Below are 13,050 nucleotides of genomic sequence, written 5' to 3' on the forward strand. Positions count from 1 at the left end.
TAAGTATCATGAACACTTAAGGAGTATGAAAGCATGAAGACCAACGAGACAAACAAGCCAAACAAGTCGAACATCATCATGTTGGCGATTCTTTTATTAAATCTATTTATTGCTTTTATGGGAATTAGCCTGGTAATCCCTGTTACCCCTGCAATTATGAATGAGTTGCATTTATCCGGATCAACTGTTGGTTATTTAGTGGCTTCTTTTGCGGTTGCACAGTTAATTGTCTCTCCCATTGCCGGTCGTTGGGCGGACCGATTTGGACGAAAGAGAATGATTGTAATCGGCCTAATTGTTTTTGGGATTTCCGAATTTATATTTGGTATCGGTAAAGCGATTGAGGCCCTATTTTTATCCCGAGTGCTTGGCGGTATAAGTGCGGCATTCATCATGCCGGCTGTCACGGCGTTCATTGCGGATATTACAACGCCCAAGGAGAGATCGAAGGCACTTGGTTATATGTCGGCCTCCATTAATACAGGATTTATCATAGGCCCTGGTGTAGGGGGGTTTTTAGCTGAGATATCAACCCGAATGCCTTTCTTCGTAGCATCAGGCTTTGCTTTGCTTGCAGCTGTATTGTCCGTTATTTTGCTGAGGGAACCTGAGCGAAATGTGGCTAGTAATGAAGCTGGCAGGCAAAAGCCGTCAATCAAACGTATTTTTGCCCCTATGTACTTCATAGCCTTTATCATTATTTTCATCTCATCATTTGGATTGGCTACCTTTGAATCATTATTTTCTTTGTTTGTTGACCATAAATTCGGCTTCACTCCCAAAGATATTGCCATTATGATAACGGGCGGAGCAGTGATAGGAGCCTTTGCGCAGGTTGTCTTATTTGACCGCTTGACAAGAAAAATTGGCGAAATCCGTTTAGTACGGTATTGTCTCATGCTTTCCACGGTACTAGTATTTTTGGTCACGCTTGTACATGCGTATTTTGCGGTGCTTCTTGTAACTGTTATCGTTTTTCTTGGATTTGATCTAATACGACCTGCCGTTACGACATATTTGACGAAAATTGCGGAAGGTGAACAAGGATTCGCCGGGGGTATGAACTCAATGTTCACAAGCTTTGGTAACGTATTGGGCCCCATTATCGGTGGGATGCTGTTTGACATGAACTTGAATTTTCCATTCTATTTCTCAGTTTGTTTACTAATCATCGGAACAGGGTTTACATTTGCTTGGAAAGAACCAAAGATAGAGAGACAATAATCACCATATTGTACAATATATTGGTTTGAGTAATGGTATAATATTCCTTATTAAAAATATAAAGGGGTATAATTATGAAAAGCTTAGTCAGGGGTATAGCTGTTCTACTTGCGTTGCTTATTTTGTTACCAGCTGTTCCAATAGCAGCAGCTGAAGCCAAGACAGAATCAGCAAAAGTAACAGTAGACATCTTGAACGTAAGAGAAAAAACATCAGCCAATTCGAAGAAACTTGGTACGTTGAAAAAGGGTGAGAAGGTTACTGTCTACGCAAAGACGACTTCAGGTTGGTCGGAAATTCGTTTTAAAAAGAAAAAAGCATATGTGTCTACGCAATACCTTGATTTCAGTAAGCCGGCGGTCAAAGTTTCCAGCAAGAAATACAACAAACTAAACTTCTTAAAATATCCTCAGATCACGATGAAGAATAAGAGTGTGGAGCAAAAGATTAATAGCAGCCTGCTTGGGCATGCTAAAAGATCATATGGACAGTATGTAGAAGTAATGGACCAAGAGCAATATGATGATTGGTGCATGAATGAGTCTTGGTGTTACTACGACTATGATTTATCGTATAAAACGAAATATAACAAAAAGAAAAAACTGAGCGTTTTGTTCAACGATTATGTGTACATGGGTGGTGCTCATGGTTACAACAGTGTAACTTCATATAACTACAACCTTTCCAACGGGAAACGAGTTAAATTAAACGACATACTAAACACGAAAACAAAACGGTCCAAAGTACGTAAGTATGTATATAATTATACGAAAAGACATCCTGATAAATTTTTCCCGGACTTAAAACTGAGCGATATTAAAATTAATAATAGTACGCAATTCTACTACACAGATGGTGGCATTTATCTAGTTTTTCAGATCTATGAACTGACAGCTTATGCGTACGGGAATCCTGCAATTAAGATTCCATCTTCTGTATATAAATAATTTTTGTTAGGGCCCCATGACAGGCAAGGTACTGTCATGGGGCCCTATTTTATTGCTAAGAGAGCAGAGCGCAATGTAGAAATCCTATAAATTTCTGTGAATTCCTGCCTTTGGTATTGACTATTCAGTTGGACTGTAATAAGTTGTTATTAAGTTAAACTGTATAGTTGAACTGAATATGAGGTGTAAAGATGAAACATAAATTATTGCCACTATCTGAAACGATGCATTATATATTACTGGCTTTGCGTGAGCCGCTTCACGGTTACGCTGTAATGCAAAAAATAGAAAGTATGAGTAAGGGAACTGTTATTTTAGCGGCTGGTACATTATACGGCGCAATCGAAAACTTGAAAAAACATGGCTGGATTGAACCTGCAGGGAATTCAGGCAGGAGAAAAGCATATGTGATTACTTCTGAAGGAAGCACCATCTTAAAAATGGAACAGGAAAGGCTTTTGCGCATTCTATCCTTGTATGAAGGAAGTGAATCAGATGAAGAAGTTTAGAATATTCTTTGACATTGAAAAAGAAGAGCAATGGCTGAACGAGCAACTGCACAAAGGATATTACTGCACTAAAGTTAGTGGTTGGGGAGTATATACTTTCGAGAAAACACTTAAGAATTACGTGATCCGGCTTGATTATCGGGATCATTTGTCAAAGGAAAAGTTTGAGGAATATAAAGAGATTTATGAAGATTTTGGCTGGAGCTGTATTAAAGGACCCTGGATGAGTGGAATACGATATTGGCAAAAAGAAGATGATGGCCAAAATGAAATCTTCTCCGATCGAGAGTCCAAGCGCTGTTATTATAAAAGGCTAATGAATTATTCATTTGCACTGTTGCTGTTATTCTTGATGTTATCATATTCAACTTTCAGGGATTCGGGGTTGTATATGACACAAGGATTGTGGAGCATGAAAGGTTCTTTATTCTGGAAGGCATTTATATTTGAGACACCGTTTGCTCTAATAAGGTTGTTCCCACCCATTATGGCTATATTATTCGGCTGCAGTTACTATAAAACATATCAAAAGTATTCGTTATTAAAGGAAGAATAACATGACGTGCCAGGCACAGGGACAATGTTAAATTGTTTTGTGTATCTGGCATAAACTTTTTTCAGTTTTTAGGCAGGGAACGATAAGTAGAGCAAATTATATGTAAACTTTCCCCTAAGAGGGCAGACAACTATGCTATACTGTGAGTTAAAAAACAGGGCGGGACGTTTATGGTGCGAAAAAGGCTGTCTGACCGTGTAGCTGATAATATCATGACCATGATCTCCATAGAAAAAAGGTTTTTCCCAGGTGACAAGCTGCCGAATGAAAATGAGTTCTCTGAAGAACTGAGCATCAGCAGGACGACACTTCGTGAGGCTATCCGAATACTTGTTACTCATGGCATCTTGGAAATCCGGCGTGGAAAAGGTACATATGTTAAAGAAGAGTTTGAAGTGAATAACATCGAGTCCTTGGCTACTTTTGCTGATGTGAAAATCAATGCAAGGGACTTGTATGAAATGCGTCTCATTTTTGAACCGGAAGCAGCCTATTATGCGACACTTCGGGCGAATGAAGAGGAACTTGGGCGTATAATAGAGTATGGAAAGCAAATAGAGCAGAAGATACTTAATAATGAGGACAGGACAGAAGTTGAGCAGAAGTTCCATAACTCTATTGTAAAAGCAGCTCACAATGAGTTCATGGAGAAGCTTATGCCTGTCATTTATGAGGCAATTGATAAGGGCGTCATCCTTTCCAAAAAGAAAGAGCTGGCAATCAAAGACACAATTAATGACCATAATATGATTATGGAATTCATGAAACTGCGCAATGCCGAAGGTGCAAGGAGCGCGATGAAGATTCATATTTTGCATGCGATGGCTGAGTTAGGAATTGAATAGGGAGATGAAAAGACATTTTGGCATTGGCTAGAATGTCTTTTTTTGTCGTCATATCATACAACCCTATTGACAGCAGACAACATACAATATAAAATACTTAAAATAAATCGAAAATTTTGAAGGTGTGAATGCAGATGAGAAGAAGTGACATGATCAAAATCGGCGTGGAGCGTGCGCCTCACCGCAGTCTTTTGTACGCTACGGGTAAAGTAAAAGCTAAGGATCTTGGAAAGCCGTTCATCGGTGTATGTAACTCATATATTGATATTATTCCTGGTCACGTTCATTTGCGTGAATTCGCACAGGTGGTAAAAGAAGCGATTATTGAAGCGGGCGGAATCCCGTTTGAATTTAATACAATTGGTGTTGATGATGGAATTGCTATGGGCCATATCGGCATGCGCTACTCATTGCCAAGCCGTGAACTGATTGCTGATAGTGCGGAAACAGTTATCAATGCACACTGGTTCGACGGCGTATTTTATATCCCAAACTGTGACAAAATTACACCGGGCATGCTGATGGCAGCAGCGCGTACGAATGTGCCATCTGTTTTCGTTTCTGGTGGTCCGATGGAAGCAGGGATTAGTTCAACCGGAAAGCAGCTTTCTTTAACATCTGTTTTTGAAGGTGTTGGCGCCTTTAAAGCAGGTAAGATGTCTGAAGAAGAGTTCAAAGAGATTGAACATAATGCTTGCCCGACTTGTGGCTCTTGTTCAGGAATGTTCACAGCGAACTCCATGAACTGTTTGATGGAAATGCTCGGTATGGCGCTTCCAGGTAACGGATCAATTGTTGCTACGAGTGAAAAGCGAAAAGATTTAATCTATGAAGCTGCGAAACATCTGATCAGAATGGTTGAAGAAGATGTGAAGCCTCGTGATATCATTACAAAAGAAGCTATTGATGATGCATTTGCACTTGATATGGCAATGGGTGGATCTACGAATACAGTTCTTCATACTTTGGCAATTGCGAGAGAAGCAGGGATCGAATACAACTTGGAAGAAATTAATAAAATTGCTGAGCGTGTCCCATATCTTGCGAAAATCATGCCAGCATCTGATTACTCAATGGACGATATCAATAAAGCCGGAGGGGTTAGTTCAATTATCAATGAGCTTACGAAGATCCCTGGTGCCATCCATCCAGATCGTCTGACTATTACGGAAAAGACGATGGGTGAACTTGTCAGCGACTATGAAATCACGAATGAACAAGTAATTCGCACGAAAGATAATCCATACAGTCCTGTTGGCGGCTTGTCTATTTTGTACGGAAATATTGCTCCTGAGGGAGCGGTTATCAAAGTTGGCGCTGTAGACCCTGCGATTAAAGTATTTGAAGGTGAAGCGATTGTCTTTGATTCTCAGGAAGAAGCACAGGAAGCAATTGATAATGGCGCAGTTAAAGAAGGTCATGTCGTTGTCATCCGTTATGAAGGTCCTAAAGGCGGGCCGGGAATGCCTGAAATGCTGGCACCTACTTCAGCAATCATGGGTCGTGGTCTCGGCAGTTCAGTAGCACTACTGACTGATGGACGTTTCTCCGGAGCTTCACGCGGTATCTCAATCGGGCACATTTCTCCAGAGGCTGCGGAGGGTGGACCAATTGCGCTAGTTGAAAATGGAGATACAATCGTAATCGATCTTCCTAACCGTACAATGAATCTGAAAGTATCAGAGGAAATTCTTGAAGAACGCAGAAAGTCTTTGAAACCATTTGAGCCGAAGATCAAGCATGGCTGGCTTGGCCGTTATTCCAAGCTTGTAACGAACGCATCAAAAGGCGGCGTAATGAGCATATAAATCTCTGAAATAAAAACACTCTTGCACAGTCATGTGCAAGAGTGTTTTTATGTTCAGGGCTTGTAGTGCCCACCAAAACAGTGCTGCTTCATTTAAATAGAAAAACAACTATACGACTCTGCTTTATCTTTATATAATATACCTAACAAATATGGAAAAATTAAGTGAGGAGAACCGGATGAAGAAAAAGCTTCTGATTTCAATTGTATTTTTAATAGGTTTGATACTAATACAGCCTCTCTCTGGGTTGGCTGCGAGTAAGTTCCAAATCTCAGTACCGAAAAAGACGATGGAGTGGTCTGCTAAACAAAAAATAAAGGTGACAGGGGCCGGAAAAACGAAGGTCACATATACCTCCAGTAAAACTACTGTTGCAACAGTAGATTCCAAAGGAAATATAAAAGCCGTTGGTCTTGGTACTGTGAAAATCAGTGCTAAAGCGGGCAAGAAAAAATCAACTGTGACTGTTAAAGTCGTTAATAAAGTGAGAGATATTAGCATTTCTTTACCAAACAATACTGTGTATTTTAACTCTCCGAATGCAGCGAATGCAGTTATCAATACGGTTCCATCTAAATTCAATAAACAGGCTGTTTCTTATTCGATTGCTAATCCCAAGTTAGCTAAGGTGGATCAGAATGGCTATATTACAGCTTTGAAGGAAGGGAAGACAACGCTGACAATCAAGGCCTTCCTTTTCAAAAAAGACTTCCCCATTAAGGTTAGAAAGGGAAAGGTACTATGGGCACAGCAAGTTCCTAAAAAGTACGGATATAAGGGTCTAAGTTGGTCTCAGGATGATAGCTTACTCGCTTTTGGAGGAAAGGTGCTAGATACGAAAACAGGGAATACTTTGGCTGATTTTGGAGATGCAGCAGCAGAATTCTATTCAGAAGGTCTAGCTGTAGCCAATACAGGAAAACTTTCATTTTACAATAATGAGTTTAAGGAAATTAAATCAATTGAAAATACTTCATTTAATAGTACCATGGGAGAGGGTTACAAACCGTTTCATCTTAATGCTGAAAATAATATCATCTATACCAATGGATGGGGCATATACAGTATGAATCCGAAAACGGAAGATGCTGAAAGATGGCATGTATACACTGCCGCAGACATTGAACCGTATGAATTGTCTATGAACATATCGCCAGACAAGAAAACTTTTATGGCATTTGATGCTGGTGATTTAATTTTATTTGATGCCCATACTGGTGAAAAAGAACAAGCGATTACGAATGCTGGATTCTCCAGAAGTTTTGAGATGAGTCAGGATGGCAAGAAAATAGCCTTAGCCGGCAGGAGTTGGATGAACAACCCAGCGAATATCAGAATTATTGACAAGGATACGCAGCGTACGGAACGTCAAATCCCTCTGGAAGCTTCGGATAAGGAAATTGGAGAGATGACGTACAGCCCAAATGGTAAGTATTTTGCAGTCGGTGGCAGCAGCGGATCCATTTATGTTTATAAAACAGATGACTATTCGTTGCACTATAAATTAACACCGCCATTCCTGCATAAAAACTATTGGCGTACTGAAGATGCACATATATGGTTTAACGGTATTCATAGTTTAAAATTCAGCAAGGATGGGAGCAAAATTGCAGCATACTATCAGAATAATGATTCTGATTATCTCGTAGTGTGGAATGTAAATGAATTAAAATAATAAAACCCCCTCGGTCTCATAGTTTATGAGTACTGAGGGGGTTTTTGCTTAACTTTAACGTTATGTTTCTCTGCTTTTAAAAAGCTTTTTCTTGCGCCATCCACCGAAGCGGTAATATCCGATTGCTACTAGACTCGTCATAATAAAGCTTGCACCAATGCCAATCGGAATTCCTCTTTCCTGATACAGCTCTGCAAACAGGTAAGCGAATGGATATCTAAGAATCCAGAAGGATATGATATTCAAAATAAGTACCTGATACATTGCTCCAGCTGCCCGCATGATCCCATTCAGAACAAAATTCACTCCAAGGAATGGGAAGCAGAAGGCCATAATCTGCAAGTAACTAGTGGCAAAGTGAACAGCGGTTTGATCTTGGATAAAGAGCATGACGAGATATTTTCCGAAAACAAAGATGAGAACGCCTATCGTGCACATTACGATAAAGTTGTACAGCAGGCCATACTTCATAATTTCGCGTACACGACTCCAATTATTCTTGCTGATATTTTGTCCTGCCATGCTGTTAACAGATATACCAAGCGATTGGGCAGGAAGCATAATGACGCTATCAAGTCTCTGTGCTGCTCCATAACCTCCGATAATCTGTGAACCGAATTTCGCTACAACGCCTGTGATGGCAGCGAGACCTGCTGAGATGACTGCCATTTGTAGACCTGATGGGATACCAAGGTTGAGAATTAGCTTAACCTCTTCCCATTTTGGCATATGAGGAGGTTCAAAAGGCGCAAGTTTGTTGGATAAAACGAAGTACGCCCCATATGCGAGTGCTACTACTTGAGAAAGGATGGTCGCATAGGCCGCTCCGCTCACACCAAGGTCAAATACGGAGATGAATAACGGATCAAGTACAATGTTCAGTACTACAGCAAGGGCAACGAATTTTAGAGGGTTTTTACTATCACCCATTGCCCGTAAAACGGTGCTGATAAAGTTATAACCGAACAGAAAGAGAACTCCAAGGAAATTGATACGAAGGTAGTCACGTGCAATTGGCAGGATGTTCTCTGGCGTATTTAGTAAACGGAGCAGTGGCTCAGCCAACACGAAGCCGAATATACCGAAAATAAGAGACATCGCTGTTAAAATAACGACGAAAGCATTCAGGTAATTTCTCATTCCGGTGTCATTCTTCAAGCCTTTCTGCTGTGACAGAATGGTAAGTGCGGCATTATTAAGGCCAATAACAAAAGCAAGCATCGTAAAAACAATTGTGCTTGAGATTGAGACTGCGCCAAGGCCTGATGCTCCAAGCAAATTGCCGACCCACAGACTATCAATGATCTGATAAGAGCTCTGCAGGAGATTGGCGAGAATGATGGGGCCTGAGAACAAGACAAGCTGTCTTAATACATTTCCCTTTGTAAAATCGTATTGCTCCTTTGGCAATGCACTCCCTCCAGACTTTTTTCAGTCAGTTGACTTTCAGATTTGCAGTTATTATACCATTGAGGAGTGGATTATCTGGAGGACAAAGAAACTAATAAGCATGTTTTGTTGACTACCTAACGGGGGTATTGTATTATGAACTTATGAAGCAAATTATTAGGAGGAGATTTCTTATGCAGCAGATTACACTTAATGTACAAGGGATGTCGTGCGGACATTGTGTGAATTCTATAGAAAATAGTGTTGGTGAAGTGACCGGAGTAGACAACGTGACTGTAGTTCTTGAACAAGGTAAAGTCGATGTAGTATTTGATGAGAATAAGACAAGTGTTAAGGAAATCACTGATGTAATTGAAGAACAAGGTTACGAAGTTGTGTAAGGCCGATATAAAAAACAAGCCGTGAGTCTAGTACTGCACGGTTTGTTTTATACCTGCTCGGTGTATATGGAAAGGAGTGACAACATGAATCAGAAAGAGACGTCTTTGCAAATAACAGGGATGACTTGTGCTGCTTGTGCAACAAGAATTGAAAAAGGTTTGCAAAAGTCTGAAGGTGTAGAAGAAGCAAGTGTGAACCTTGCTCTTGAGAAAGCAAATATTAAATATGATGCGGATACAACAGATGAAACGAAGCTAAGCGACAAAATCCGTTCCCTCGGATATGATGTTGTCATGGATCAGGCGGAATTTCTAATTACCGGTATGTCATGTGCGGCATGTGCTAATAGAATCGAGAAGCGGCTTAATAATATGGACGGTGTTGCCGAGGCGACAGTGAACTTTGCCCTCGAATCAGTACTTGTGAAATATAACCCTGGACAGGTATCTGCTCAGGATATGAAAGAAGCCGTCAAGAAGCTTGGCTATGCTTTAGAACAGAAACGAGAAGAGACCGGAGACCAGACAGATTACAGGCAGAAAGAAATTCACAAACAGACTAGCAAATTTATTTTTTCAGCAATTTTGTCCCTCCCTTTGTTATGGGCGATGGTCAGCCATTTTGAATTTACGTCGTTTATCTGGCTACCTGATATATTGATGAACCCTTGGGTACAGCTAGCGCTCGCGACACCGGTTCAATTCATCATTGGTAGACAATTCTACGTTGGAGCTTATAAAGCACTTCGGAATAAAAGTGCGAATATGGATGTCCTCGTTGCGCTCGGTACATCAGCCGCTTATTTCTATAGTTTGTATTTGAGCATACGCTCCATTGGTTCAAACACAGGTATGGTCGAACTTTACTTTGAAACGAGTGCTGTTTTAATTACGCTCATTATTCTAGGGAAACTATTTGAAGCGAAAGCGAAAGGCCGTTCCTCAGAGGCGATTAAGAAGCTAATGGGATTGCAGGCGAAGACAGCTACGGTTGTTCGAGAAGGCAAGGAAATGATTATCCCAATTGAAGAAGTACAAAGAGATGACCTTGTCTTTGTCAAACCTGGGGAAAAGATTCCGGTTGATGGTGAGATTGTAGAAGGCCAGTCGGCACTCGATGAATCAATGCTTACCGGAGAAAGCATTCCGGTTGATAAAACAGTCGGAGATTGTGTAATTGGTTCAACAATCAACAAGAATGGCTTCCTTAAGGTAAGAGCAACGAATGTCGGCAAAGACACAGCACTTGCTCAAATCATTAAAGTTGTCGAAGAGGCACAAGGTTCTAAGGCGCCAATTCAGCGTATGGCCGATGTAATCTCAGGAATATTCGTTCCGATTGTTGTCGGTATCGCGATACTTGTATTTCTCATTTGGTTCTTCTGGGTAAGTCCGGGAGAATTTGCGACAGCACTAGAGAAGTTCATTGCTGTCCTCGTCATTGCTTGCCCATGTGCGCTTGGTCTTGCAACTCCGACTTCAATCATGGCAGGTTCAGGACGTGCAGCGGAATACGGAATTCTCTTCAAGGGTGGAGAACATCTCGAACTAACCCATCAGATTGATACGGTCATCCTTGATAAAACAGGTACAGTCACAAATGGAAAGCCATCTTTGACTGATGTCATTCCGGCTTCAAGTATGGATGAGAATACATTCCTTATGCTTGTCGGTTCAGCTGAGAAAAACTCTGAACACCCGCTTGCAGAAGCAATTGTAGATGGAATTCGAGACAGGGGAATTGAACTTGTTTCTCCTCAGTCATTTGAAGCAATTCCGGGCCACGGAATAATGGCAGAAGTTGATGGGAAAGCGTTAATCGTTGGAACGCGCAGGCTTATGAACAAGTATGGCATTGAAATTCAGGAGATTTCTGAGACAATGGAAAACTTGGAGAAGCAAGGGAAGACAGCAATGCTAGCTGCGATTGATGGATCATATGCAGGTCTTGTAGCAGTAGCTGACACAATTAAAGATACTTCCAAGGAAGCGATTAGCCGTCTTCATGAAATGGGACTTGAAGTTGTCATGATTACTGGTGATAACGCACAGACAGCGAGAGCGATTGCAGAGGAAGTTGGGATTAAGAAAGTCATCGCGGAAGTATTGCCTGAGGGCAAGGCAGAGGAAGTGAAGAAGCTGCAACAAGAAGGCAGAAAAGTCGCGATGGTCGGTGATGGCATCAATGATGCCCCAGCACTTGCTACTGCTGATATCGGTATGGCAATCGGGACAGGAACAGATGTGGCGATGGAAGCAGCAGACATTACGCTTATGCGCGGTGATCTGATGAGTATACCGGATGCGATATTCATGAGTAAGAAGACAATCTCGAATATCCGACAGAATCTGTTCTGGGCACTTGCCTATAATAGCCTGGGCATTCCAATTGCGGCACTGGGGTTCCTTGCACCTTGGCTTGCGGGAGCTGCAATGGCATTCAGCTCAGTTTCCGTCGTGCTCAATGCATTGAGACTGCAAAGAGTAAACTTAAATCAGTGAGTCAACGATAATAAAGACCGACTGCTTATTATAGCAGCGCAGAAAAGGGCTAATGATTATAATACCGTCAACGTATCACAATAGATACGCTGACGGTATTTTTTGTATGGAAGTTACTGCCTTAATGTATATGCTCGGAAATCGGATCCATACTACTAACAAGTAGACTACATAGGAGGAAATATCCTAATGGAAAATGAGAATAAACCGGATCTGAGTTCAACCGAGCTAGGGGCACTCTGGCTGACATACCATAAGAAAACACTCATCTTAAGAATGCTTGAGTATTTCATCCAACATGCTGAAGATCAACAGAGTGAAAGTCTCATGTCGGATTTGCATAATGAGCTCCTTCAAAAAGTGAACAAGATAAAGACTTTGTTTGAAAATGAAGGAGCGAGTGTTCCAATAGGCTTTACAGAGAAGGATGTAAATCTAAAAGCACCAAAGCTATGGGACCATGGCTTCAATGTTATGTTTAGCAGAGTTTTGAAAGAGATAAGCGTGGGCATGTACGTTCTCCATCTGACAATGTCTTACCGCAAAGACGTCATAGAGCTGTACGAGGAGCTATTTCGGATGTCCGGAACGTATTATCGCTATTTCACGGATTATTTGATTGGAAAAAATCTCTTATCCTGCCCCAATTATGTGAATATGCCAAAGTCCGCAGATTATATAACGGATAAGGATTATGCAAAAGGGACGGATATTTTAGGGGACAAGAGAACAATCAATACTGTTGAATATGGGTACCTCTATCATGGAATGGAAACGAATGTTATTGGAATGAAATTGATGGAAGGCTTCGTTCAGACTACAAAAGATGAGGATTTGAAGAAGTACTTCGAAAAGGGAAGAAAGATTGCCAAGGAACAAGTTGAAGATATTAACAAAAAGCTTTTTGATGAAAATATCCAATCACCTTTAATGCCTGCCGGTACATTAGGAAGTTCGACTGAAGCTCCTTTCTCCGATAAATTAATGATATTCTGCAACTACCTTCTGACTGGTCTTCAAATGGGAGCGGCAGGATTCGGAACTGGCTTTAGCATGCGTAATGATCTGCAGGCTAAGAATGCGGTTTTTGGCAAGGATATTTTCCAATATCAGCGAGAAGGGGTCCAGCTTATGATGTCAAAAGGATGGCTTGAGGAGCCGCCTAAAATGGATCTCTAAATGAAAAACACTGGG

General features: G+C 41.1%; 11 protein-coding genes. 10 read left to right on the forward strand and 1 reads right to left on the reverse strand.

Annotated elements, in window-relative coordinates; all coding sequences use genetic code 11:
- The first annotated feature begins 33 nt into the window (after positions 1–33).
- The 7 genes from QR721_RS02865 (at position 34) to QR721_RS02895 (ending at position 7,564) form a co-directional block, all read left to right on the forward strand.
- Positions 34–1,224: an MFS transporter gene (locus tag QR721_RS02865; protein WP_348028971.1), complete on the forward strand. Its 1,191-nt coding sequence runs from the start codon at positions 34–36 to the stop codon at positions 1,222–1,224.
- A 74-nt stretch (positions 1,225–1,298) separates the two neighbouring features.
- Positions 1,299–2,171, forward strand: a complete 873-nt coding sequence (locus QR721_RS02870; RefSeq protein ID WP_348028972.1) for an SH3 domain-containing protein — start codon at positions 1,299–1,301, stop codon at positions 2,169–2,171.
- Positions 2,172–2,362: 191 nt separating this feature from the next.
- Positions 2,363–2,680 (forward strand): PadR family transcriptional regulator, encoded by a 318-nt coding sequence (locus tag QR721_RS02875; protein ID WP_348028973.1) that lies wholly within the window; start codon positions 2,363–2,365, stop codon positions 2,678–2,680.
- The gene (locus QR721_RS02880; protein ID WP_348028974.1) at positions 2,667–3,236 is read left to right on the forward strand and encodes a DUF2812 domain-containing protein; all 570 of its coding nucleotides are present in this window, start codon (positions 2,667–2,669) and stop codon (positions 3,234–3,236) included. Before QR721_RS02875 ends, QR721_RS02880 begins: the two co-directional genes overlap by 14 nt.
- A gap of 170 nt (positions 3,237–3,406) precedes the next feature.
- Positions 3,407–4,081 carry a FadR/GntR family transcriptional regulator gene (locus tag QR721_RS02885; protein ID WP_348028975.1) on the forward strand — a complete coding sequence of 225 codons (675 nt, stop codon included), beginning with the start codon at positions 3,407–3,409 and terminating at the stop codon, positions 4,079–4,081.
- Positions 4,082–4,215: 134 nt separating this feature from the next.
- Positions 4,216–5,889 (forward strand): dihydroxy-acid dehydratase, encoded by a 1,674-nt coding sequence (gene ilvD / locus QR721_RS02890; RefSeq protein WP_348028976.1) that lies wholly within the window; start codon positions 4,216–4,218, stop codon positions 5,887–5,889.
- A 178-nt stretch (positions 5,890–6,067) separates the two neighbouring features.
- Positions 6,068–7,564, forward strand: coding sequence for an Ig-like domain-containing protein (locus QR721_RS02895; protein WP_348028977.1), 1,497 nt, complete (start codon positions 6,068–6,070; stop codon positions 7,562–7,564).
- A gap of 60 nt (positions 7,565–7,624) precedes the next feature.
- Here QR721_RS02895 and QR721_RS02900 read toward each other — a convergent pair whose 3' ends face one another.
- The gene (locus QR721_RS02900; RefSeq protein ID WP_348028978.1) at positions 7,625–8,974 is read right to left on the reverse strand and encodes an MATE family efflux transporter; all 1,350 of its coding nucleotides are present in this window, start codon (positions 8,972–8,974) and stop codon (positions 7,625–7,627) included.
- A 173-nt stretch (positions 8,975–9,147) separates the two neighbouring features.
- Between QR721_RS02900 and copZ the strand changes: the two genes are divergently transcribed.
- The 3 genes from copZ to QR721_RS02915 all read left to right on the forward strand — a co-directional run bounded on the left by copZ (position 9,148) and on the right by QR721_RS02915 (position 13,035).
- Positions 9,148–9,354, forward strand: coding sequence for a copper chaperone CopZ (copZ, locus tag QR721_RS02905; protein WP_348028979.1), 207 nt, complete (start codon positions 9,148–9,150; stop codon positions 9,352–9,354).
- 84 nt (positions 9,355–9,438) lie between these two features.
- Entirely contained in the window at positions 9,439–11,856 is a 2,418-nt protein-coding gene (locus QR721_RS02910) for a heavy metal translocating P-type ATPase (protein WP_348028980.1), read from the forward strand.
- 189 nt (positions 11,857–12,045) lie between these two features.
- Positions 12,046–13,035, forward strand: a complete 990-nt coding sequence (locus tag QR721_RS02915; RefSeq protein ID WP_348028981.1) for a DUF3231 family protein — start codon at positions 12,046–12,048, stop codon at positions 13,033–13,035.
- Positions 13,036–13,050: the final 15 nt, after the last annotated feature.

This window comes from Aciduricibacillus chroicocephali, assembly GCF_030762805.1.
Lineage (GTDB): Bacteria > Bacillota > Bacilli > Bacillales > Amphibacillaceae > Aciduricibacillus > Aciduricibacillus chroicocephali.

Coding starts and splice junctions, on each gene's coding strand:
- QR721_RS02865 (WP_348028971.1), top strand. CDS start 34: ATGAAGACCAACGAGACAAACAAGCCAAACAAGTCGAACATCATCATG.
- QR721_RS02870 (WP_348028972.1), top strand. CDS start 1,299: ATGAAAAGCTTAGTCAGGGGTATAGCTGTTCTACTTGCGTTGCTTATT.
- QR721_RS02875 (WP_348028973.1), top strand. CDS start 2,363: ATGAAACATAAATTATTGCCACTATCTGAAACGATGCATTATATATTA.
- QR721_RS02880 (WP_348028974.1), top strand. CDS start 2,667: ATGAAGAAGTTTAGAATATTCTTTGACATTGAAAAAGAAGAGCAATGG.
- QR721_RS02885 (WP_348028975.1), top strand. CDS start 3,407: ATGGTGCGAAAAAGGCTGTCTGACCGTGTAGCTGATAATATCATGACC.
- ilvD (WP_348028976.1), top strand. CDS start 4,216: ATGAGAAGAAGTGACATGATCAAAATCGGCGTGGAGCGTGCGCCTCAC.
- QR721_RS02895 (WP_348028977.1), top strand. CDS start 6,068: ATGAAGAAAAAGCTTCTGATTTCAATTGTATTTTTAATAGGTTTGATA.
- copZ (WP_348028979.1), top strand. CDS start 9,148: ATGCAGCAGATTACACTTAATGTACAAGGGATGTCGTGCGGACATTGT.
- QR721_RS02910 (WP_348028980.1), top strand. CDS start 9,439: ATGAATCAGAAAGAGACGTCTTTGCAAATAACAGGGATGACTTGTGCT.
- QR721_RS02915 (WP_348028981.1), top strand. CDS start 12,046: ATGGAAAATGAGAATAAACCGGATCTGAGTTCAACCGAGCTAGGGGCA.